The 23,058-nt window shown below is 63.1% G+C and carries 19 protein-coding genes; 6 read left to right on the top strand and 13 right to left on the bottom strand.

Features of this window, described 5'->3' with window-relative positions:
• Nucleotides 1–4 precede the first annotated feature (4 nt).
• Genes C725_RS01530 through C725_RS01510 form a run of 5 tightly spaced genes read right to left on the bottom strand, consistent with a single transcriptional unit; the run spans nucleotide 5 to nucleotide 6,792 of the window.
• Nucleotides 5–1,531: a Ppx/GppA family phosphatase gene (locus C725_RS01530; protein ID WP_008599711.1), complete on the bottom strand. Its 1,527-nt coding sequence runs from the start codon at nucleotides 1,529–1,531 to the stop codon at nucleotides 5–7.
• A complete protein-coding gene (locus tag C725_RS01525; RefSeq protein ID WP_008599710.1) occupies nucleotides 1,531–3,729 on the bottom strand; it encodes an RNA degradosome polyphosphate kinase in 2,199 nt (732 codons plus the stop codon). Before C725_RS01525 ends, C725_RS01530 begins: the two co-directional genes overlap by 1 nt.
• A complete protein-coding gene (locus tag C725_RS16070) occupies nucleotides 3,729–4,349 on the bottom strand; it encodes an HdaA/DnaA family protein (RefSeq protein ID WP_008599709.1) in 621 nt (206 codons plus the stop codon). The genes C725_RS01525 and C725_RS16070 overlap by 1 nt, the downstream gene beginning before the upstream one ends.
• Entirely contained in the window at nucleotides 4,346–5,428 is a 1,083-nt protein-coding gene (locus C725_RS01515) for an AI-2E family transporter (RefSeq protein WP_008599708.1), read from the bottom strand. Before C725_RS01515 ends, C725_RS16070 begins: the two co-directional genes overlap by 4 nt.
• Nucleotides 5,425–6,792, bottom strand: a complete 1,368-nt coding sequence (locus tag C725_RS01510; RefSeq protein WP_149864485.1) for a heavy-metal-associated domain-containing protein — start codon at nucleotides 6,790–6,792, stop codon at nucleotides 5,425–5,427. The genes C725_RS01515 and C725_RS01510 overlap by 4 nt, the downstream gene beginning before the upstream one ends.
• 114 nt (nucleotides 6,793–6,906) lie before the next feature.
• Here C725_RS01510 and purM point away from each other — a divergent pair, with 114 nt between their 5' ends.
• Nucleotides 6,907–8,022 carry a phosphoribosylformylglycinamidine cyclo-ligase gene (gene purM, locus C725_RS01505; RefSeq protein WP_008599704.1) on the top strand — a complete coding sequence of 372 codons (1,116 nt, stop codon included), beginning with the start codon at nucleotides 6,907–6,909 and terminating at the stop codon, nucleotides 8,020–8,022.
• Complete coding sequence (gene purN / locus C725_RS01500; protein ID WP_008599703.1) at nucleotides 8,015–8,971, top strand: phosphoribosylglycinamide formyltransferase; 957 nt, start codon at nucleotides 8,015–8,017, stop codon at nucleotides 8,969–8,971. Before purM ends, purN begins: the two co-directional genes overlap by 8 nt.
• Nucleotides 8,972–8,976: 5 nt before the next feature.
• On the opposite strand, the gene ndk is transcribed toward purN, so the two are convergent.
• From ndk to C725_RS01485, 3 genes are all read right to left on the bottom strand, one after another.
• Complete coding sequence (gene ndk, locus C725_RS01495; RefSeq protein WP_008599702.1) at nucleotides 8,977–9,399, bottom strand: nucleoside-diphosphate kinase; 423 nt, start codon at nucleotides 9,397–9,399, stop codon at nucleotides 8,977–8,979.
• A gap of 110 nt (nucleotides 9,400–9,509) precedes the next feature.
• Nucleotides 9,510–9,956, bottom strand: a complete 447-nt coding sequence (locus tag C725_RS01490) for a DNA polymerase III subunit chi (protein WP_160165701.1) — start codon at nucleotides 9,954–9,956, stop codon at nucleotides 9,510–9,512.
• Nucleotides 9,957–9,975: 19 nt separating this feature from the next.
• Nucleotides 9,976–11,469, bottom strand: a complete 1,494-nt coding sequence (locus tag C725_RS01485) for a leucyl aminopeptidase (protein ID WP_038281222.1) — start codon at nucleotides 11,467–11,469, stop codon at nucleotides 9,976–9,978.
• A gap of 351 nt (nucleotides 11,470–11,820) precedes the next feature.
• On the opposite strand from C725_RS01485, the gene C725_RS01480 reads away from it, so the two are divergent.
• The 4 genes from C725_RS01480 to rsmA all read left to right on the top strand — a co-directional run bounded on the left by C725_RS01480 (nucleotide 11,821) and on the right by rsmA (nucleotide 17,418).
• Entirely contained in the window at nucleotides 11,821–13,947 is a 2,127-nt protein-coding gene (locus C725_RS01480; protein WP_008599697.1) for an LPS-assembly protein LptD, read from the top strand.
• A 156-nt stretch (nucleotides 13,948–14,103) separates the two neighbouring features.
• Entirely contained in the window at nucleotides 14,104–15,486 is a 1,383-nt protein-coding gene (locus tag C725_RS01475) for a peptidylprolyl isomerase (protein ID WP_008599696.1), read from the top strand.
• 97 nt (nucleotides 15,487–15,583) lie between these two features.
• Nucleotides 15,584–16,588, top strand: coding sequence for a 4-hydroxythreonine-4-phosphate dehydrogenase PdxA (gene pdxA, locus C725_RS01470; protein WP_038281221.1), 1,005 nt, complete (start codon nucleotides 15,584–15,586; stop codon nucleotides 16,586–16,588).
• Nucleotides 16,585–17,418, top strand: coding sequence for a 16S rRNA (adenine(1518)-N(6)/adenine(1519)-N(6))-dimethyltransferase RsmA (rsmA, locus tag C725_RS01465; protein ID WP_008599694.1), 834 nt, complete (start codon nucleotides 16,585–16,587; stop codon nucleotides 17,416–17,418). Before pdxA ends, rsmA begins: the two co-directional genes overlap by 4 nt.
• Here the strand turns inward: rsmA and C725_RS01460 are convergent.
• The 5 genes from C725_RS01460 to C725_RS01440 all read right to left on the bottom strand — a co-directional run bounded on the left by C725_RS01460 (nucleotide 17,415) and on the right by C725_RS01440 (nucleotide 22,991).
• Nucleotides 17,415–17,948, bottom strand: a complete 534-nt coding sequence (locus C725_RS01460) for a tetratricopeptide repeat protein (protein WP_008599693.1) — start codon at nucleotides 17,946–17,948, stop codon at nucleotides 17,415–17,417. The two genes, rsmA and C725_RS01460, sit on opposite strands and share 4 nt — an antisense overlap.
• 28 nt (nucleotides 17,949–17,976) lie before the next feature.
• A complete protein-coding gene (locus C725_RS01455) occupies nucleotides 17,977–19,089 on the bottom strand; it encodes an RsmB/NOP family class I SAM-dependent RNA methyltransferase (RefSeq protein WP_008599691.1) in 1,113 nt (370 codons plus the stop codon).
• Nucleotides 19,090–19,095: 6 nt separating this feature from the next.
• Nucleotides 19,096–20,571, bottom strand: a complete 1,476-nt coding sequence (gene guaB, locus C725_RS01450; RefSeq protein ID WP_008599690.1) for an IMP dehydrogenase — start codon at nucleotides 20,569–20,571, stop codon at nucleotides 19,096–19,098.
• A gap of 66 nt (nucleotides 20,572–20,637) precedes the next feature.
• Nucleotides 20,638–21,663, bottom strand: a complete 1,026-nt coding sequence (locus C725_RS15120) for a M28 family peptidase (protein WP_078056086.1) — start codon at nucleotides 21,661–21,663, stop codon at nucleotides 20,638–20,640.
• Between the two features lie 74 nt (nucleotides 21,664–21,737).
• Nucleotides 21,738–22,991: a tetratricopeptide repeat protein gene (locus C725_RS01440; RefSeq protein ID WP_008599687.1), complete on the bottom strand. Its 1,254-nt coding sequence runs from the start codon at nucleotides 22,989–22,991 to the stop codon at nucleotides 21,738–21,740.
• Between the last annotated feature and the right edge of the window lie 67 nt (nucleotides 22,992–23,058).

Here is a 23,058-nt window from a genome sequence, read left to right as displayed (position 1 = left end):
GCGCTTACGTTGCGATCTTACCGATTTCGATGCGGCATTCGCACCCAAGATGCGTGGCAAGCTGGGCCAATCGCTTCTCGACCGCTTCGGAGCGCAGCACCGCATAGTCGGGGCTGAGTTGCAGCGTCAGCGTGTCGGCCTTGCGCCTGATCGCGCTGCCGCCGAGTGGTGCCGTCGTGCCGCCCGTCAGGCGCTGCCCGAGACGGAGGGCCAGCCCCCACGAGGCAGCGCGATCAAGCTCTTCAAAGGGAGCAAGCTGGGCAAGCGCTCGCCGTGCAGGATCGGTCACGACGCCGCCGTTCAGCGCGAAAAGCGCCGCGCCCAGCCGCGCTCTGCCGTTCCCGTCGATGGCGACCCAATTGCCGTGGAGCGCGATCTCGAGAGAGCGTTCTGCGCGGAAATCCGGATGCGCGCGCCATGCGACATCGCTGAGCTCGCAGGCAGCGCGGCGCAGACGCCGGTCCTCCCCCTCCTCGCGCTCGAAAAGAGGGTCGATCCATCGCATGAGCGCGCCGGCGTGGTGTGGAAAGCGGGCGTGCCGCTGCCCTTCCTCCCGGGTAGCGGCCAGCAGGGGATCCCGTTCAGCCAACTCCTTCGGCAGGCCATCGAAGAATACACCCTCGCGAATGCCATAGGCGGATACGACGGCATGGCTCGAGCCCAGGCGCTTCATCACGGCACGCAGCAGGATGGCAGCGCCGGGCAGATGTGGCACACGCTGCGAGGAAACCTGGCGAACGCCGGCGATCCGCTTCTCGCTCAAATTGGGAACGCCGCGCGCCAGGCGGTCCACCACCTTCGGGCTCATCTCGAACTGATGGGCGATCGGGAGGGGATGGTCGCTCAGGTGCATCTGAAGCTGCGCGAGCGCCCGCCACGAGCCGCCCACCATGTAGAAGGGAAGGCCCTTCCCCTCGCCTGCCCAGTCGACCTTGCGAAGTGCCGCCTTGATGAACCGTCTCAGTTTTTCGGATCCGTGCTTGCGAACCTCCGCAAGTTTCAGGCTGCCGATCGGCAGAGAGACGACCTTGGTCGGCGCGCCGTCCAGAATGCGGACCAGTTCGAGACTGCCCCCGCCGAGGTCCCCGACGACACCTTCGGCATTCGGGATGCCGGCGAGCACGCCCTTGGCGGAAAAGCACCCCTCGGCCTCTCCATCGATCGTTTCGACCTCAAGGCTGCAAATTTCCTTCGCAGCCGCCACGAACTCGGCACCGTTGGTAGACAGGCGAACGGCCGCAGTTGCGAAGGTTTTTATATCCGTGACCTGCATATCCTCACAAAGGCGTGCAAAGCGCTGCAAGGCTGCGATACCCTGATCCATGTTGGCGCGGCGCATTTCACCGGTTTCCGCGACACCGGTTCCGAGCGCCGCCATGACCTTCTCATTGAACAGCGCCATCGGTGTTCGGCGGTCGGCGCGAAACGCCACCAGCCGAATGGAGTTCGATCCGATGTCGATAACGGCGCGCACCGGGAAGGGCGAGTTCGCGGATGGACGGTCGATCTGGCGAACGGGCGCTCCCCCCATTATGCAGTCACCGCGGCCGGATCGTCATCGACGATGCGCTCCTCGTCAGCCGCGGATTGGCTCCTCGTAAGGTCAAGCCTTGGAACGTCCGGCGCCTCCTCGATCACCGTTCCACGTCCGGAGAGGGATGGATTGTTCATGAAATAATGGTGGACGTTGAAGCGTTCGCCAGCAGGCTGGATACGCTCGTACGATCCGTCCGAAAGCATTTCCCAGCTCTGCTCGGTATCCTTGAAATTCGCCATCATCACCTGATCCAGAACCTGCGCGTGAACCGTTGGATTCTGTATGGGAACAAGAACTTCGACGCGCCGGTTCAAATTTCTTGGCATCAGGTCGGCAGAGGACAGGAACACCTCGGCCGTGCGAGACGGTAAAACAGCGCCGTTCGCGAATGCGTAGATGCGGCTATGCTCCAGAAAGCGGCCGACGATGGAGCGTACGCGTATGTTGCTTGACAGACCGGCGACGCCCGGACGCAGGCAGCAAATTCCACGCACGATCAGATCGATGGGTACGCCCTCTTCGCTCGCCTCGTAAAGCCGGTCGATCATTTCGGCATCGACCAGCGCATTCATCTTCATCCATATCCCGCAAGGCTTTCCGGCGCGGGCATTCTCGATTTCGCGAGAGATCAGGCTTTCGATGCGTGCCCGCAGCCCGATCGGCGCGATGCTCATCGCTTCGAGGCGCTTCGGCTTTACATAGGAGGTGATGAAATTGAAGACTTGCGCAACGTCACGTCCCAACACAGGATCGGCCGTGAACATACTGAGGTCAGTATATATTTTTGCCGTCACCGGGTGATAGTTGCCGGTCCCGAAGTGGCAATAGGTGCGCATACCCTGCCCCTCTCGTCTGACGACCAGCGACATTTTCGCGTGTGTCTTCCAGTCGATGAATCCGTAGACGACTTGTACGCCGGCACGCTCGAGCTCCGCCGCCCAGGCGATGTTCTGCTCCTCGTCGAAGCGCGCCTTCAACTCGACAACCGCAGTAACAGATTTGCCCGCCTCGGCAGCATCGATCAGCGCGCGGATGACGGCAGATTGCTTGCCGGCCCGGTAGAGCGTCTGCTTGATCGCCACCACGTTCGGATCGGCCGCGGCCTGACGTAGAAACGCGATCACCACCTCGAAACTTTCATAGGGGTGGTGAACGACGATATCCTTTTCTCCGATAGCAGAGAAACAATCGCCGCCATGTTCCCGTATTCTCTCGGGAAACCGCGCGTCGTAGGGAGGGAATTTCAGCTCGGGCCGCTCTTCGGCATAGAGCTGCATGAGATCCGCGAGCCCGATGATCCCGTCGAGGACCGACATGTCGTCCTCGGACACCTGGAATGCCCGGCGCACGTATCGGCGCAGGCGCTGCGGCATCCGCTTTTCCACCTTCAGCCGGATGACCTCGCCGCGCCGGCGCCGTTTGATCGCCGTCTGGAAGTAGCGAACGAGGTCCTCGGCCTCCTCTTCCACCTCGATATCGCTGTCGCGAATGATGCGGAAAACGCCGTCCCCCTCTATGGCGTAGCCGGGGAAAAGTTCGTGCACGAACAAACGCACGACGTTCTCCAGCGCGACATAGCGCGCCTCCGCGCCAGGCAGCCGGACGAAACGCGACAAGGTCGTCGGCATGATGACGAGGGCAAGAATATCCTCATCCGTATCGGGGTGTTCCAGGGCCATCATCAGGCCGAAACCGAGGTTCGGAATGAAGGGAAACGGATGCGCCGGATCAAGCGTCTGCGGCGTCAGCACAGGATAGACCTGCTCCAGGAAGAACCGTTCCAGCCAGGCGCATTCATCGGGCTTGATGGCATCGGGCTGCAAGACCTCGATACCGATATCGTCAAGCTCTTCATGCAGCCGATTCCAGATGACCTGCTGGCGTCGTGTCAGCTTCTCACCTTCGACGCGGACTTCCTTCAGCTGCTGGGCAGGTGTCTGCCCCTCCGGCGTCAGCGTTTCCACACCCTCCTCTACCTGACCATGCAGGCCGGCCACGCGCACCATGTAGAATTCGTCCAGATTGTCCCCACTTATCGCAAGGAACTTCAGACGTTCCAGAAGCGGATATGTCGGGTTCGCAGCCTCTTCCAGTACGCGCTCGTTGAACTTCAGCCACGAAAGCTCACGGTTGATATAGCGTTCGCTAGGCGAGAACCGCTGCGCGGTCGTCGCGTGCGTTTCTACGTTCATCAGGCTTTTCCCGTTTCGAAATCTGCAAGGACGTCGCGTGCCAAGGGAACGGTAAGCCGCCGTTGCCGTTCCAGGGCGGCTGCATCGAGGCGATCCGCTACAGCCGCCAGCGCGGCATAGCTTCTCGGCACGCGGGGCGTCAGAAACTCGATGATGTCCGGTGCGACATCGAGCCCGCGCGCACGCAGCTTCTGAGCCAGGAGCTCCGCGATCAGCGGTTCGTCGGGTTCGCCGATCCGGGCAAACGGCAGCGCCAGCAAACGCGAGCGAAGGTCCGGCAGGCCGATCTTCCACGCCCCCGGAGGTATTCGCGCTGTCAGCAGCACATGCGGCCCCGTTTCCTGCGCGCGGTTCAGGGCGTGGAATATCGCCGTCTCGTCCCGGCCCGGCCGGTCGGCGTCCTCGACCAGATCGACCCGGGTTCCGGCAGCGGCTGCGACCAACCGCGCCAACTGCGATTTACCGCCGCCGACAGGACCAAGCAGAATGAGCGCCCCCTCCGGCCACTGTTCCCACCGCTGGGCCAGTTCCGCGGCCGAACGGTTCGCGTCGGAGACGTAGAATTCGTCTCCGACACCCCCCTCCTCGAAACGGAGCGGCAAGGCGATCTGCCGGATCATCGAGGCGGCGCGGCAGGGCCGTAGAGCGCGCTGCGGAGATACTGCCTCATGACCGCCCTCACAAAGACAGCGACGACGGCAGCGACCGGCACCGCCAGAAACACGCCCCACAGGCCCGCAATCTCGCCGCCGGCGAAAACGGCGAACAGAACCCAGAGCGGATGCAGACCGATGCGGTTGCCGATCAGGTTCGGCGTCAGCACGGAGCCTTCCAGAATTTGCCCCACCTGAAACACCGCGAAGATCAGGATCAGGTGAAGGGGGTCGAAACCGAACTGGCCGAGGCCCACAAGCAGCGCCAGAGCCACGGAAATCACTGCGCCGAGGTAGGGGACGAACGCCAATATGCCGGCGATCAGTCCCAGAACGAGTGCGTAATCCAGTCCCGTCAGCCACCAACCCGTGGCGTAGAAGACGGCAAGAGACGCGCAAACCAGTGACTGGCCGCGAATGAAGCCGCCGAGCGCCTCGTCCGCCTCCCGCCACAGGCCTTCCGCCGTGCTCTTGTACCGCGGCGGCACAAAGCTCCGCATCCGCGCGGTCATCTGGTCGAAATCGCGCAGGGAATAGAAGGAAACGACCGGAACGATGATCAGCAGCGCGAGAATATTGAAGAGCGCGAGGCTCTGCGAAATGATCGAACGTGCGACCGTTGCACTGACGCTCGCCGCGCGCTCCATCAGGTTTCGGCCGAGATCGTCCAGCGAGATGACGAGGGTCAGTTCGTCATACCAGTGCTGAACCACCGGCGTCAGCGACTCGATCAGGCCGGGCAGCGCCGTAACAAGTGCGGTCGCCTGCGCCGTCACGAGCGGTGCCATCAGCACGATGGCGCCTGCGATCAGCGCGAAAAAGACGATCAGGGCAATCGCTGTCGCCAGCCAGCGCGGAATGCCCCTCGCTTCCATCCGGTCGGCCACGGGGTCGAGCAGATACGCAATGACGATGCCCGCCAGAAATGGCGGCAGGATCCCGGACGTGGACCAGAAGAACCAGATGCAGATGGCGATGACCAGCAGCCATCCCCAATGCAATTTGGGCAGCACCGGTCCGCCGGACGATGCGACGGACTTCGTCACCGATCGTCGCCGGTCTCATCGACGGGGGGCAATAAGGATTGCGGTTGCTCGCCAGTCGCGGAGGGGTTCGTGGAGGGCGCAGCCGGCGCATTCCCCGCTGGGGGCTGCCCGTTCTGAGCGGGAGAACCGGCCTGCGGCTCAGATATCCCGGCGCCTCCCGTTCCTGCTGCGTTCGGCGTTACGACCTCGCCCGCTGCACCATCACCCGTCTGACGACGGCGAATAATGTAATTGCCGTCCGAGCCGACGAGCGTGAGATTGCGAGCGGCCAGCGCGGCGCGAAGCTGCGCCTCACTTGCCGAGGTGGCCAGTTCGACTTCCGACAAGCCGCCGACCTGTAAGCTCGTCAACGTCAGCCGGTCGACGGCAGGAACGCCAGAGATCGCGTTCTCCAGCGCCACCCAATCGTCTGCCGCCGGTGTCGGCACCTGCGCGATGATCAGGCCGAGCGCCTCGAAACCATCGTCGATCTCGACAGGCGGTGCGGAGATGGACGACAGGTTGGCGCTCAGGCTGTCCTCGGCCTGAAGAACGCCCTCTTCCAGAGCGCGGGTATAGGCCCCGTCCATCCTCTGCACTGCCTGCGAAAGCATGGCAGGAATTTCAGCGCTGGATGAGGCGCGAAGCGAAAAGCTATCGAGGATCTCCGCGTCCGGGCCGTACCGCGCAAGGAAATAGCCGGAAACCGGTCCACCGGGATAGGTGCGGCGCAGCCGGGCCTCCGCCGTCACGACATTGTCCGCGCTGTAGCGGCCGAGAATCTGACGCCAGAGACGGCGGTCGCCGCGCAGCCCCTGCCAGCCGTTGACGATAACCCTGTCGGCAGCCGACCCCCTGGGGCGCACATAATCGATCGTGCTGCTGCTGGCCGGGAAGGCCTGCCACGCCTTGAACCAGGGGCTGTCCGGTTCGTAGGTCGACATCGCGCCGGCCTCCGTCAGCACAGGCACAAGCAGCATCGGCCGCGACTGGATGACCCTGGCCCCGGCGGGCAGACGGCGACCCGCTCGCTGGCGATCGAACGCCACGCCCAGCGTGGCGATATATCGCCCTTCCCCCAACTGTTCACGCTGGATTTCGATGCCGTCGATGATCGCGCTGAGCGCCGCATCGCTCATCTGCGGCGCGCTGTCCGCCTCATTCCCCGTCAGGCGCGCCCAGAGACGGGGCCAGGCCCGGCGCGGCGCCTCCTTGAAGGCGGCGTCGCGCGCGGCATCCGACGTCGGTGCGCCCACATCGATTTCGATGCCGGAGACGGTGAAGGCGGCGCCGATGTCCTTGCCCTCCCCGTCCTGGGCCGGTGCGGAAGCGGCCGCTGCAAGAAGGCCGCAAACGGCCACACAGGAAAGTAGGAACCTCGACATGCCCGCGTCATCTAGTGCCTTCGTCGCAAAGCCCCAAGCAAGAACAGCGTTCCGCATTCCGCGACCGACAATTGCCGTCTCGTCACGCCGCCCTTGCGGCGCTAGAGCGGCCGCATGAGCGACAAAGACAAAAGCAAGCGGGACACGAAGTCCTACACCTATCAGGATGCCGGTGTTTCCATTTCGGAAGGCAATGCCCTGGTCGATCGGATCGCGCCGCTGGCGAAGCAGACGCGGCGACCGGGCGCGGACGCTGCCCTTGGCGGCTTTGGAGCGTTCTTCGATCCGCGCGCTGCCGGCTACCGCGACCCGCTACTCGTGGCGGCAACGGACGGTGTCGGCACGAAACTGCGCCTCGCCATCGACTCGGGGCATCACGATACGGTGGGCATAGACCTCGTCGCGATGTGCGCCAATGACCTGATCGTGCAGGGCGCCGAGCCTTTGTTCTTCCTGGATTATTTCGCCAGCGGCAAGCTGGAGAGCGTCGTCGCCACCGAAGTCGTCGCAGGCATCGCAGAGGGATGTCGGCAGGCCGGATGCGCACTGATCGGGGGCGAAACGGCGGAGATGCCTGGCATGTACAATGCGGGCGACTACGACCTTGCCGGCTTTTGCGTCGGTGCGGTCGAGCGCGAGGAAGCGCTGACGGGTGACCGGGTCAGCGACGGCGACGTCATTCTTGGCCTTGCATCCAGCGGCTTCCATTCGAACGGATATTCGCTGGTGCGCCGTATCATCGCCGACCGCGAACTCGACCTTGAGGCGGAGGCACCCTATGATAGCCGCCGAAAGCTCGGCAGTGATCTGCGAACGCCCACCCGCATCTACGTAAAGTCACTGCTTCCGGCCATCCGGAACGGCCGGGTGAAGGCACTCGCTCACATTACGGGCGGCGGTCTTCTCGAGAACCTGCCGCGCGTTCTGCCTAAAGGCCTGCGCGCTCATGTCGACACTGCCGCCTGGCGTCTTCCACCCGCATTCGCCTGGTTGCGGGAAACCGGCCATATCGCCCCTGAAGAGCTTGCCAGAACATTCAATTGCGGCATTGGAATGGCTGTCATCGCCGCCCCAGCGGATGCTGCCATTCTCGCGGCGCAGCTGCAGGAGGCGGGCGAGACGGTCTACACGATTGGCCATGTCGAAACGGGAACGCGCGGCACGACGATCGCCGGGGCGGGAAGCACCTGGGGGCAGAAGGACAATTGGAGCGCCGCGCACGATGCATAGGCGCGCCCGCGTTGCGGTGCTGATTTCGGGACGTGGCAGCAATATGGCTGCACTCCTCTATGCCTCCCGGGCGGCAGATGCGGCCTATGACGTGGTTCTGGTCGGCTCCAACAATCCGGACGCTGAAGGCTTGAAGCTTGCAGCCGCCGAAGGCGTGGCGGTCTGGGCGCATGATCACCGCGGAATGTCGCGCTCTGCCTTCGACGATTTGATCACGAACGCGCTGCTCGAGGCGAATGCGGACTATGTCGCGCTCGCGGGTTACATGCGCCTCCTGTCTACGGAATTCGTGAATCGCTGGGCGGGACGGCTCCTCAACATCCACCCCTCGCTTCTGCCGAAGTATAAGGGCCTCGACACGCATGCGCGCGCGATCGATGCCGGCGACAGCCATGGCGGCTGCTCCGTCCACATCGTAACACCGGAACTGGATGACGGTCCCGTTCTTGCGAGCATTCCGGTGGCCATTCAGCAGGACGACACGCCGCAGACTCTGGCAGCGCGCGTGATCCACGCCGAACACCAACTCTATCCGCGCGCCCTTTCCGACTATGTCTCGCGCCCCTACAATCCGGAGTGGCTATTGGAGAAGGTGCGAACGCTCGCCTTGGCCCTTCCGCAGACGGAAGAAAGCATATCACACGGGGCGCCGGCTTTTCGCGCGAAGAAGGGAAAGTTTTTCGCCCATTTCAGCGACCGCCATCATGGGGACGAGCGCATCGCTCTTCTGGTGAAGACAAGTGGCCAAGACGAACTGGCAAACCTTCTGGACGCAGATGCCGAACTCTATCACCGGCCGGCCTATTACGGCGCTTCGGACTGGATCGGTATTCGACTGGATCGCCGCGATACGGACTGGGAGCATGTCGCTGACTGGCTCAGCAAGAGCTGGCGTCGGACGGCGCCCAAGAGCCTTACGAAGCTGATGGACGCCGCCGACGAATTCTAGGGTCTTCAGCCGACGATCTGGTCCTCGGTAAAGAACTGCTTGATTTCGAGTTCGGCGTTTTCGGGGCTGTCGGAACCGTGCACCGAGTTGGCGTCGATGGATTCCGCGAATTCGGCACGAATGGTGCCTTCGGCAGCGTCGGAGGGGTTCGTGGCACCCATCACTTCGCGATTCTTGGAGATGGCGTTCTCGCCCTCCAGAACCTGCACCACGACCGGCCCGGAACTCATGAAGTTGACGAGATCGCCGTAGAACGGACGCTCGGCATGGACCTCGTAGAATTTCTTCGCCTGGTCCTCCGTCATCTGGATCCGGCGGCTGGCAACGACGCGCAGACCGGACTCTTCCAGCTTCTGGGTGATCGCGCCGGTCAGGTTGCGGCGGGTGGCATCGGGCTTGATGATCGAGAAGGTGCGTTCGATCGCCATGAGATCGTCTCCATTTGGGGTTGAATTGTGGTGATGTCGGCGCCGCAACTAGGCGGTAGGTTTGGGTTCCGCAAGACAGGCCGGATGAACAGTCCCGTCCCTGCCCGCGCTCAGCCGCGTTTCTGCCAGCCTCGTTCCGCCTGCTGCCAATAGACCGGCGTCACTCCATCCCGCGCGGACAGCGCCTTCCAGTGACGACGCGCGCGGGACAGCGCATCATTGTCATTGCCGTCGAACAGGTAAAGAATGCGCTCGAAACCGGCATCGGCGGGCGGCAAGCCCCCGCCGATCGCAAGGGCGATGCGCGCGCCGTTTGCCGGGTCGAAGCCTTCGGCGATCAGAACGGGCTGCTCTGCATCATGCTCCCCGCCCGCCAGACCGTGGGGCAGGAAGCTATCCGCTTCGAAGGTCCACAAGGCGCCGTCCACGGCATCTCGAACAGCAGGATCGTCCGACTGGATCAGGACGCGGAAACCGGCCTCTGCCGCCTTTTGAACCAATCGCGGCAAAACGGCGAGCGGTGCCGCGCGCGTGCAGTGGTAGAATCCCACCTCCACGCGCGGCTCCAAATCCCCGTCAGCCCTCGTAGATCGAGCGGACATATTCATCGAGCAACCGTACGCCGTAGCCCGTGGCGCCCTTGTCGAACAGCGCACCCGGTTTCGAGGACCACGCCATACCGGCAATGTCGATATGCGCCCACTCCACGCCGTCCTTTACAAAGCGCTTCAGGAACTGCGCGGCGGTAATCGACCCGGCGTCGCGCCCGCCCACATTTTTCATGTCGGCGATGGGACTGTCGATCTGCTTGTCGTACTCTTCGCCCACCGGCAGCCGCCACAGCTTGTCTCCGCTGGCAGCACCCGCCGCGATCAGTTTCTCGGCGAGATCGTCATCGTTCGAGAAGACGCCGGCATGATGATGGCCCAGGCTGATGATCATGGCGCCCGTCAAGGTGGCAAGATCGATGATCCGCTTCGGCTTGTAGGTCTCCTGCGCCCACCACATTGCGTCGCAGAGAACGAGGCGCCCTTCGGCATCGGTATTGATAACCTCGATCGTCTGCCCGGACATCGACGTCACGACGTCGCCCGGGCGCTGAGCCTTCCCGTCCGGCATATTCTCCGTCAGGCCGCAAATCCCGACGATCCGGGCCTTGGCCTTGCGTTTCGCCAGCGCCACCATCGCGCCCGTGACGGCCCCGGCGCCGCCCATATCCCATTTCATGTCCTCCATGCCGGCGCCGGGCTTGATCGAAATGCCGCCGCTGTCGAACGTGACGCCCTTGCCAACGAACACGGTTTCGACATCGGCGCTGCCATTCGTCCCGTCCCACTCCATAACGAGCATACGGGCCTCGCGCTCAGATCCCTGCGAAACGCCCAGGAACGCATTCATCCCCGCTTCCCGCATCTGCGCCTCGTCGAGAGCCTCGATCTTCAGACCGGGGATATTCAGCGCCCGGACCCGCTCCACGAAACTCTCCGGATAGAGCACGTTGGCCGGCTCGCTGACGAGATCCTTGGTGAAGGCGACGCCGTCGGCGACCGCGCCGAGAATTTCGAATCGCGGCGCGGCGTCATCGCCGGCGCCGACAATTTCCACATCGGTCAGGCTGACCTTCTGCTGCTCCGGCATCTTCGTGCGGTACTGGTCGAAAGCATAGCCGCGCAGTTTCAGGCCGGTGGCAAGCCGCGCAGCCGCCTCGGAGACGTCGAGACCCAGATCCCGCGCGCCGCGCATATCGACGAGCGTGCGCGTGCTTCCGCTGCGCGACAGCTTTCCGGCAATCACCGCGCCGATCCGTTCGAAGCCAGCGGGATTGCCGCGTCCCTGCGGTCCGGTGCCGACCAGCAGAACCTTCTGCGCCTCCGTCCCGGCGATACCGAGCAGTTCCACGACCTTACCCAGATCGCCGGCGAAGCGCGCCGCGCGGGCGGCCTTTCGCAGCGCGCCGCCAGAGGCATCGTCGACGCGCTGCGCCGCCTCGGACAGGACCAGGTCCTGCGCGCTGAAAACAATCAGGGCCGCGCCGTCTTCATTGGCCGTCGAGGTAAACTGAATGTGCATGACGATCTCGTACTTTCCATTCGAAACTAGCCTTTCCCCGCTCTTAACCAGCAGCGCCGCCGCTGCAACCATGACGGCAGGGTCGTTCATGCGGCTTGCCGCGCGGCGCCGGCTTTCCTATCAGGATGTCCAGTCCCGCCGTTCTTCTGGGGTCGACCCATCATCCGCGTTTTCCCCTTCCCCGATCGTTCACTCCTGCGGCCGGCTCTTGCCTTTCTGCTCGCGGGCACCGCCGTTCCTGCCCTCGCGCAGTCGGAGGTCAGCGCTGAAGCCCTGTCCGGACCGGGCTTCGAAGATGACGCAAGGCATGCACCGGCCTCGGCCCTGCCCAAGCAGGCCGACGAAACCGTCGTGACCGTGGACGACACGGACGAGACCCTGCCGGTCGAATTTGCCGCAGACGCCATGTCCTACGACGAGAACGCCCAAATCGTGCGGGCCACCGGTAATGTTGTGGTCGTACGTGGATCCTATCGTCTGAATGCGGAGGAGGTCGTTTACGACCGCAACAGCGGCATCGTGACGGCGCGCGGGGACGTTCGGGTCATCGACGCGATCGGAAATGAAGTCTTTGCCGGCGAAGTCGAGTTGGACGACGAGCTGCGCGATGGCGCGATCGACGGCTTTTTGCTGGCTCTCGAAGGCGGCGGCCGCCTGGCTGCGGCGAAGGGAACGCGCACTGGCGGAATCTCTGTCCTCGACAGAGCGGTCTACTCCCCGTGTAACGTCGTTGGAGAGGGCGGCTGCCCAAAGGAACCACTGTGGCAGATCAAGGCGGTGTCGATCACGCATGATCCGGAGGCGCACCGCATACGCTACAAGGACGCGCGCTTCGAACTTTTCGGCGTTCCCATTCTATGGCTGCCTTCGCTGTCGCACTCGGACAGTGCCGACGCACGCGCCAGCGGTTTGCTGATCCCGAGCCTGCGCATCGACAACAATAACGGAGTCTCTCTCCGTCAGCCCTATTTCTTCGCGCTCAACGACAGCAGTGATCTCACGATTGCGCCGACCGTTTATACCGAGGTTCTCCCCGCCCTCAGCGCGGAATATCGAAAGCTGACCAGCAGGGGGCCGTTCAGCGTGGGCGGCATCGTTACCTATTCCGATACTGAAACGTTCACCCGGAATGGAAACGATTATACGTTGCACGATGATATCAGGGGATATTTCTACGGAAACGGTCAGTTCAATTTCGACGAGAATTGGCGGACGACGTTCGGTGTAAGGCTGACGACCGACGACACGTTTCTGCGCCGCTACGACATCAGCCGAGATACGACGCTCCGCAACTTCGCGCGCGTCGAGCGGTTCGGATCGGAAGCCTATCTGAATGTCGAGGCGTGGGCCTTTCAGGGCCTCGCTCTCGATGACGAACAGGGCACGATACCGATTGCGCTGCCCATTGCGGACTTTCGCTACACGCCCGGCCAGGAACTGGCGGGCGGACGCGTGTCCGTCGAAGCCTCGACCGCGACCATTACGCGGACCGACGGCATGGATAGCTTCCGGCTGAGCGCAGGCGGGCAGTGGCAGGCGAGCACCATTACCCCCTTCGGACAGAAGATCACCGCCACCGCTCTCCTGCGGTCGGATACATACCGGACGAACGATTCCGCACTTGCGGAGATTCCTTCCTATGCGGGCGAGGAGGGTTGGGAGAGTCGTTTCATCCCGGCGGCCGCAATAGACATGACCTGGCCGCTCGCAGGCCCGGCGTTCGGCGGCACCCAGCTCATCACCCCGCGTGTCCAGATCTCGGCCTCTCCGCACGGCGTCAATGACGGCATTCCGAACGAGGACAGCCGCGCCGTCGACCTGGAAACGTCCAATCTGTTCGACATCAGCCGCTTTCCTGGCCACGACCGGTGGGAGGGTGGCCCCCGCGTCACGTATGGCGTGAGCTATCGCCTGGATCGCCCTCGCTGGTTGATCGAGGCCGAGGTCGGCCAATCCTACAGTCTTGACGACCAGCCCTCCAGCCTTCCGGAGGGAACGGGTTTCGCCGAGCGCTTCTCCGATCTTGTCGGGCGGAACACGCTACGCATCGGACGCAGGTTCGACATCGTCCACCGCTATCGTCTGGACAAGGACAGCCTGAAGCTTCGCCGCAACGAGATCGATCTGACGCTGGGTGGCCGGCGCGACTATGTCACGCTCGGATATCTGAAACTGGACCGGGACATCGGACTGGAGGATCTTGCGGACCGGGAGGAAGCCCGCGCCGGGGGCCGCTTACAGATGACGCGCTATTGGTCGGTATTCGGCTCGCTTATCGTCGATCTGACGAACGAAGCCGAAGATCCGCTGAGCCTTGCAAATGGATTCGACCCCATCCGTCACCGCGTCGGATTCCAGTATGAGGACGAGTGTTTCCGCTTCGGGCTTACCTGGCGACGCGACTATTCCGAAATTCAGGATTTCCAACGAGGGAACACGTTTCTTTTCAACGTAGCGCTGAAGAATATCGGCGGGTAATCGCGGGTTCAGGGTGCCGGAGTCAGATAAGCGGCCGAGCGGCATTTTTTGCGGTCCTGTTGCAAAGCGAAGCCTGCGCCGCCTAGGAGCGGTCGGCGCATCGGCGGCGGGGCGCCCCAGCCCGATACCCATCTAGTTCAAGGAGCAAATTCGAGGATGAACCTGACGACGCTACGCACATTTGCCGGCGCCGCGCTGGCGTCTACCCTGGCGCTGGCCGTTCATGCTCAGACCGAGCCGGCCACGAGCGCCAGTGAACGGGCTGCCGATTCCTCGCAGGCGGAAAACCCGATTCTGGACGAGCTGAACCGCACGCCGAACATCAGCATGTTTGCCGAGCCGGACGATCCCAACGTGCGCAAGGCCAACGTGGTCGTCAACGGCGACGTCGTGACCGATACCGACGTGGAGCAGAGGCTGAATCTGGTTCTGGCTTCGAATCCCACCGATCTCGACGAACAGGAGCAACTCCGTCTGCGGCTGCAGGTAATGCGGAACCTGATCGACGAGAAACTGCAGATTCAGGAAAGCGCCGAAAACGATATTGTCGTAACGGACCAGGACCTGACCGACGCCTTTGGCCGGGTCGCGCAGAATTTTCAGATGACCCCCGAGAAGTTCGGCAATTATCTGGAGACGCGCGGCACCTCCCCCATGTCGATCAAGCAGCAGATCAGGGCGGAACTTGCATGGGGTCGCCTGCTTCGCCGCCGCGTGGAGCCGTTCGTGAATGTCGGCGACGATGAAGTCGAAAGCATGATCGCGGATATGGAGGCGAACAAGGGTACGGATGAATTCCGGATCGCGGAACTCGTTCTGTTCACGTCGCCGGAAAACGCCGCGCAGGTGAAGGCGCAGGCGGATGGAATCGCGGAGCAACTGGCGCAGGGCGCGGCATTCGTAGCCTATGCGCGGCAATATTCGGAAAGCTCGACGGCGACGCTCGGCGGCGACCTTGGATGGGTGCAGCTTGAACAATTGCCGCAGGAACTGCAGCCGATCGTGGCGCGGATGCAGGAAGGGCAGATTACGCAGCCGATCCAGATTCCAGGCGCTGTCGTCATCCTGGCGCTGGTCGACAAACGTCAGGTACTGACCGCCAACGAGGACGATGCCATCCTCAGCCTGAAGCAGATCTCCGTGAACCTGTCGCCGGAGACAAGCGAGGAGGATGCGCGCTCGCTCGTCGCGCGGATGAACGATGCGATAACGGGCATGGGCGGTTGCGGCGGCGTCGAGGGCGTTGCGCAGCAGCTCGGCGGCGAGGTGACCGTCAACGATTCGCTGCGTCTCGGCGATCTTCCACCCCAGCTGAAGGATGTCGTGGGGCAGATGCAGATTGGGCAGTCCACCCCGCCCTTCGGTTCGTTGCAGGAGGGGCTGAAGGTGCTGACCCTCTGTGGCCGCGAACAGCCGAACGAGGTCGCGGCCCCGAACTTCACCGCGATGTACCAGCAGCTGGAAGAATCGCGGGTCAATATGGCGGCGCGGCGTTACTTGCGTGATCTTCGCCGTGAAGCCATCATCGATTATCGCTGATCCTGCGCGGCGCGCCCGGGAACTTATTTCTTGTTTCCGGGAGCGTTCCCCGGCAGGGCATATGCGTGGCAATCGTGATACGAAAATTCCGCCCCGCATGAGCCTGCCGGTGGCCATTGCCCTGGGCGACCCGGCGGGGGTGGGTGCCGAGATCACGGCAAAAATCTACGCTGAGGCGGAAGCCCGCGCCCTGCCCCGCTTTTTTGCTGTGGGAAGCCGCAACGCTCTCGCCGCGGCGTGGAAGGGGCCGATTGAGACGATCGGTTCACCGCAGGATGCGCTTCGCGTTTTCGACCATGCACTTCCGCTGATCGAGGTGGAACATAGCGAGGATGTGCGCTTCGGGGAGCCAAGTCTCGAGGGCGCGCGCTGCGCGCTCGATTCTCTCGAGTTCGCCACCGGGCTTGTCCGCTCGGGCGCTGCAAGTGCACTCGTCACGGCGCCTGTATCCAAATCGCAGCTCCACGCCATCGGCTTCAATCACCCCGGCCAGACGGAGTTCGTGGCCGAGCGCTGCGGGGTCGCACCAGAGAATATCGCCATGATGCTCGCTGGTCCGAACCTGAAATGCGTGCCCGTCACGATGCATATCAGCCTTGCGGATGTGCCGCGCGTTCTGACGACGGACATGATCACGGCCCGCATTCGTGCGACGGCGCGTGGTCTCATCCGGAACTTCGGCGTGGTCCGCCCCCGTATTGCGGTGTCCGGCCTCAATCCTCATGCCGGCGAGAGCAAGCTGATGGGCACTGAAGAGGAAGACATCATCCTGCCCGCCATCGAGGCGCTGGCCGGCGAACCCTTCGATGTGTTCGGCCCTCTTCCTGCCGACACGATGTTCCATCCCCGCGCCCGGGCGGGCTATGACGCCGCGATCTGCATGTATCATGATCAAGCGCTGATTCCCGTCAAAACCCTGCACTTCGATGAGGGTGTGAACCTGACGCTCGGCCTGCCCATCGTCCGCACCAGCCCTGATCACGGCACGGCCTTCGACATTGCCGGCAAGGGCTTCGCCCGCCCGGACGCGATGGCCGCGGCGCTTGCTTTGGCGGACTTCTGTGCAGAGCAGCGCATGCTTTACGATCGGGAGGAGGCGTGACCGCGGATCCGTTTGCGGATCTGCCGCCGCTCAGGGATACCATCGCCGCACACGGCCTCAGTGCGAAGAAGGCGCTCGGTCAGAACTTCCTGCTGGATCCGAACTTGCTCGCGAAGATCGCGCGCATCCCCGGGGATTTGCATGGCCAGCATCTTTATGAGGTCGGACCCGGCCCCGGCGGTTTGACGCGCGCTCTGCTCAAGGCGGGTGCCCGCGTGACCGCGGTGGAAATGGACAGCCGGTGCCTGCCGGCGCTCGGCGAACTTGCGGAAATATCCGGTGGAAATCTGTCGGTGATCGAAGGCGATGCACTGACCATCGATGAACCCTCGACGATCGGCAATGCCCATGTCGCCGCGAACCTTCCCTACAATGTCGGAACCGCTCTGCTCGTCCGTTGGCTTGAAGCGCCGTGGCTGCCATGGTGGCGCAGTCTGACGCTCATGTTTCAACGGGAAGTCGCCGAACGGATCGTCGCGCTGCCGCAAACCGGCGCTTATGGCCGCCTTTCGGTTCTCGCCCAGTGGCGCTCAACGGCACGCATCGCGATGCGGCTGCCGGCCCGCGCCTTCGTTCCGCCGCCGAAAGTCGATTCTGCAATTGTTCACATCACTCCCAGGGCGCAGCCCGTCGGAGTCGATGCCGAAATCCTGTCCCGTCTGACCGCCGCTGCCTTCGGTCAGCGCCGGAAAATGCTGCGGGCAAGCCTGAAGTCCGTTCCGAACGCATTGGAGGCTTTGGAAACTCTGGGCATAGAGGCGACGCGCAGACCTGAAACGATTTCCGTACAGGAATTCGTGGAGATTGCGCGCATCCTCAGCGACGGCTAGTTCGTTGCCGGCGGCTCCGGTTGCTCGAGGTCGGTGTCCGGCTCCATGGCAGCCTCCGCCGAAGCGGGATCTTCCACTGCGGGCGGACCGGCAGCAATCGCACCCTGTAGCCGACTTGCCTCTCCACAATCACCGCAAATCTCTCGAATCCGATCCAAATTCGCTTCGGCGCGTGCGACGGCGCCGCGCTTGATCAGTGCCGCGCCCTGTTCCTCCAACGCCAGCAGGTTTGTCGGATCAATCGTAAGCCCCTCGCGATAGAATTTCACAGCGCGGCCAGGCAGGCCCAACTGGTCATAAGCGCGCGCCATTCCGATATAGGCATCGACATTCTTCGGATCGACCGCAAGCGCAGTCTCGAACTGGCGGATGGCCGCTTCCGCATCGTTGCTGCCAAGCATGTCCTGACCGGCATCGGTAAACCGCATGGACTGCGGAGCGATCGCCGGTTGGGCCGTGGTGCAGAACGCCATGGTGGACAGGCCGCCAATCAGCGCTGCGCCGGCCCCGGTCAGGAGTAACTTCTTCATCTGCGTCTCCAGTTCAGTCGCACCGCCCTTAACATGCCCGTTCGAAACGCGCGATGAAGAAGCCGTCCGATCCATCCTTCTGCGGCGTCAGAAGCCGCGTATCCGTCAGTCTCATTTGGGGATCACCGAAACCGCTGACAATATGATCGCCCTCGTCGGGAAGCAGCGAACAGACAGCGTAGACCAGGCTACCGCCAGGCCTGACCAAGCTCGCTCCTAGAGTGATGAGTTGCGCCTGGATGCGCGTAAGACGCTGCAGGCGCTCCGGCGTCAGGCGCCAGCGCGCCTCAGGATTCCGGCGCCACGTGCCCGTTCCGGAGCAGGGTGCATCCACGAGAACCACATCCGCCGCGCCCGCCAGATCGGTCAACGCTTCCATCTCGCGCTGCGGATCGAGCAGGCGCGATTCGATCATCGTCGCTCCCGCACGTTCGGCGCGAGGGCGGAGCGCCCCTAGCCGCATCCGATCGGTATCTGCCGCGATCAGCCGGCCCTCCGCCGCCATATCCGCGGCAAGCGCCAGGGTTTTCCCCCCAGCCCCGGCACAGAGATCAACGACCGTCATACCTGGCGCCGCGCCGCACATCTGCACGATACGCTGACTGCCCGCATCCTGGATCTCTACGCGCCCGTCTTCGTATTCAGGGCGCGCTGCAATATCCTCGGGCGCTCCGGCAATGCCGTTCGGCAGATCCGCAATGGGCTGCCCCAGGTGCAACATTTGCGGCCGTTCCGCCCTCAACGTGTTGACGCGCAGGTCGATGCCCGCACGCGACAGCAGCGCCGGATCCGCCCGCTTACCGAGTTTCGCCAAAAGCCAATTCGGGGCGAGGCTGGTTTCCGCCCGTCCCTCTGCCGGTGCGATCGGCTCTGGCGCGTGTCCGCCCGTTCCGAACCATTCCTCCAGTTCCGGCTTGGCTCCCAGAATGGCGGCGCGGCCGCTCTCCGGGCGTTCACCGATTGCGCGAATGGTATCGAAAACCAGATCGCGCACGGCCCGGCGATCCTTCGAACCGGCATACCGACGCGACCGGAAGTAACGCTGGACAATGACATCCGCCGCCGCCCCGCCCTCGCGCGCAGCCTCGATCACCAGATCCAGGATTTCGATCGCGGCCTGGACACGCGCCGCCGGCGTCACAACAGGCTACCGTGTGGGATAATTCGGGGCCTCCCGAGTGATGCTGACATCGTGCACATGGCTCTCGCTGAGGCCGGCGCCCGTGATCTGCACGAAATGCGCACGCGTCTGCAGATCGGTGATCGTACGCGATCCCGTATAGCCCATCGCCGCCTTGAGGCCGCCCGCGAGCTGATGAAGGACATCGGCAGCGCGCCCCTTATAGGGAACCTGCCCTTCGATACCTTCGGGAACCAGCTTCATCTGATCCTTGATGTCCTGCTGGAAATAGCGGTCGGCCGACCCGCGTGCCATGGCGCCGACGGAACCCATGCCTCGGTAGGATTTATAGCTTCGTCCCTGATACAGGAACGTCTCGCCCGGCGCTTCCTCGGTTCCCGCGAGCAGCGAACCCACCATCGCCGCGGAGGCGCCGGCAGCGATGGCCTTTGCCATATCGCCGGATGTGCGGATGCCGCCATCGGCGATGACGGGAATCCCGTGCTTTGCTGCCGCGGCTGCTGAATCCATGACCGCCGTGAACTGCGGCACGCCGACCCCCGCCACCACGCGGGTCGTACAGATCGAGCCGGGACCGATACCGACCTTGATACAATCGGCACCCGCGTCGATCAGCGCCTCGGCCGCAGCACCCGTCGCGACGTTCCCTGCGACGATCTGCACCGTGTTCGACAGCTTCTTGATGCGGGTCACCGCCTCTGCCACGCGGGAAGAATGACCGTGCGCCGTGTCGACGACGACGACGTCGCATTCCGCATCGATCAGCGCTTCGGTACGCGCGAATCCCGCGTCGCCGACTGTCGTTGCCGCCGCCACCCGCAGACGCCCCGCCGAATCCTTCGTGGCATTGGGGTAGGTGACCGCCTTCTCGATGTCCTTGACGGTAATCAGGCCGAGGAGTTCGAAATCGTCATTGACCACCAGCAGCTTTTCAATCCGCCGTTGATGCAGCAGGCGGCGCGCGTCTTCCGTGGATACGCCCGGATTGACGGTTGCCAGATTTTCCCGCGTCATGAGTTCGCTGACGGGCTGATCCATATTCTCGGCGAACCGAACGTCGCGGTTCGTCAGAATTCCCACCAGCTTTCCAGCCGTTCCGGAACCGCGCGGCTCCGTCACCGGAATACCGCCGATCCGATACCGCTTCATGAGTTCCAGGGCCTCGCCCAATGTCTGCTGAGCGCGCATCGTGACCGGGTTCACCACCATTCCGGACTCGAACCGCTTCACCTGCCGAACGGCTGCTGCCTGCTCCTCCACCGTCATATTGCGATGAAGAACGCCCAAGCCGCCGATCTGCGCGAGGACAATGGCCATGTCCGCTTCCGTCACGGTATCCATCGCCGCCGACAGTATCGGCACGTTCAATCGGATGGTCTTCGTCAGATCGGAGCCAAGATCGACCTCGGACGGCATGACCTCCGAGGCCTGCGGAACCAGCAGAACGTCGTCGAACGTAAGGGCGGTTTGAATGCTACTCATGGACGGGCGGGCTCCTTGGACTCTGCGCGGGGAGCGCCGCCTTATATGAGGGCAGGCGCCGCTTAGCTAGGGGCGCTGATAGATGGAATTCTCGGTCCATCGCGGTGGTGTTTCCGCATCGGCGACAAGAGCGGCAATCTCCAGAAGCAGGGCTCCGTCCGCGGCAGCACCGCGATAATCGATGGTCGGGCCTGCCTCATCGCTGGGCCGGTGATAATGATTGGCGGCGTAGGCGCCGGTCACGAACTTGTCCTCGCCGGGGGCGAACAAACCCGTCACCATGATGGCGGGCACACCGGCGTCGGCAAAGACGGCGTGGTCCGAACGGCGGTAAAAGTCTGCCGTGCCTTCGGCCGTGTCGACATGGCGGCCGCTTCGCGCGGCCGCCCGGCGAACCAGCGGGTCGAGCGAGGTCAAACCTTCACCAAGAATGCCGACGGTATCGCTGTAACCGCGCGCCGCCACCGTATCGAGGCCAAACGCCGCCTCAATCTGGGCCAAGGGCACTGGGGGGTCTTCGATAAACGCCTTGGCGCCGAGCAGCCCCTCTTCCTCTGCACCGCTCGCCAGGAAAATTATGGAGATCGGCAGCGGTCTGGCAGCGACCTGCCGCGCCATCTCGATCAGGACTGCCGTACCGCTGGCATTGTCGACGGCGGAATTGCAGATGCGGTCGTTGCTTTCTGCGCAGAGTCCCTGGCCGTCATGATGGGCGATGAACAGAACATATCGTTCCGGCTCACGCGTTCCCCGAACGGTGGCAACGACGTTCGCGGTCTGGACGGTCGCCTCATCAAGGCTAATTTCAAAGGATTGGCGATAATCGGGAGCGGCAAGAGGCACCGCGCCCAAGGCACGAAACTGGCTGACCAGATAGGCGGTCGTATCTTTGTCGCCCTCGGTACCAGGCTCCCGACCGGCCAGATCATCACTGGACAGCCAGGCGACATGCGCCGCGAGTGCATCCGGCGATAGGGAATACTCTGCTGAGGATGGCTCAGTTCTCAGCGCGGTGCTGGCGCAACTGGTCACGGCCACCGCGCAAAGACAATGCACAAGCCAGAACCGCCCCGCCGTTAGAGTCGATCTCATTTTATACTTGTCCCTACACGCGAAAGGGCGGTGCCTCCGGCACCGCCCTTCCCGTTTGTCTCAGAATGCAGCGATCAGCCTGCGGGAGACTGAGCATCCAGATAAGCAAGCCAGAAGTCGGCAAGCGTTCCGTTCTGTCCGCTCTTCGCGGCCTCGAACGCAGCGCGCGCACCGGCCGTGTCGCCCGCACGCGTCAGTGCAATGCCAAGACGCGTGTTTACGTCGGCTGCGTCAACGCCGCCCTTCTCAAGGGCCGTGCGGTAAAGGTCCGCGGCCTTCTGATTGTCGCCATAGCCGAGATACGCGGTCGCGGTATTGGCGGCGAGCTTTCCATTCGGCTCCGATGCCGCCTCGGCTGCCAGGGAATCAAGCTCCTGCTGATCGGTCGCGTAATTCTGATCGATTAGCCCCTTGAGTTCCGAAACATAGGGCTTGCCAGCGTCGAGGGCGCCAGCCGAAATGCCGGCATCATAGGCAGCCTTTGCCTCACCAAGCAGTCGGCGACGCTCGGCGGTCGATGCATATTCGAAGTAATCGCCTTCACCCTGCAGCGCGTCAACGTCGTGAAGAAGTCGAAACACATCGAGGTTCTGATCATCCGACAATTCCGTCGTGTCACGATAGCTCAGAAGCACGTCACGCCAGTTCTGCGGCGTGGGATACGCCTGGATCAACGCGAAACCCGGTTCGAGCAGATCATACTCATTCTGCAAGGCCGCGGCGAGGCGCTGACGATACCAGGCTTCCTCCGCGGTTTCGCCATTGGCCTCAGCGACCTCGATCGCCCGGCCAAAGGAATCGTACGACTGCTGCGCCTGTCCATTTTGAAGCTGCAGAACACCCACATTATAAATCACGCTCGGGTTGTTCGGTTGCAACTCTGCCAAGCGCTGGAAATGCTGCAACGCTGCTGCATCATCCCCATTCTCCAGCGCTTTGGACCCAAGTGCGCTGATGAACTGGGCCTGCTTCTCCGGCGTCAGAGCTTGGCTGCCAGAATTCAGAAGATTGTTGATCGCCTCATTCAAAAGCGCATCATCATCTGTGGCAATCGCGAGATTCAACCTCAACTGGTTCGTAATGAACCGGTCGTCAGCGGATTCCGCCGCCGCGTCAGCCTTTGCGAGTTCCGCCTGCGCAGTTGCAAAGTCATTGGCCTGCAGAGCCTCGTTCGCAGCCGAAAGCGGCTTGGCGGCCTTCCTCGATGGCTTCGCCTGATAGGCCTCTGCCTGCTCCTGAGCGTTCGCTGCAGACGCCGGCAGCGTCGATGCGCCGACCGTACTCAATGCGAGCGCCGCGCCCAGCGCGATCTTCGATACGAACTTCATAAGATCTCCCTTTGGTCGTCCAACCTAATCAATGCATCTTCGCGCCGGCACAACCAGCGCCAAGTAT

Source organism: Pacificimonas flava (genome assembly GCF_000342165.1).
GTDB classification, from domain to species: Bacteria; Pseudomonadota; Alphaproteobacteria; order Sphingomonadales; family Sphingomonadaceae; genus Pacificimonas; species Pacificimonas flava.
This window is presented reverse-complemented; position numbering and strand designations above follow the sequence as displayed.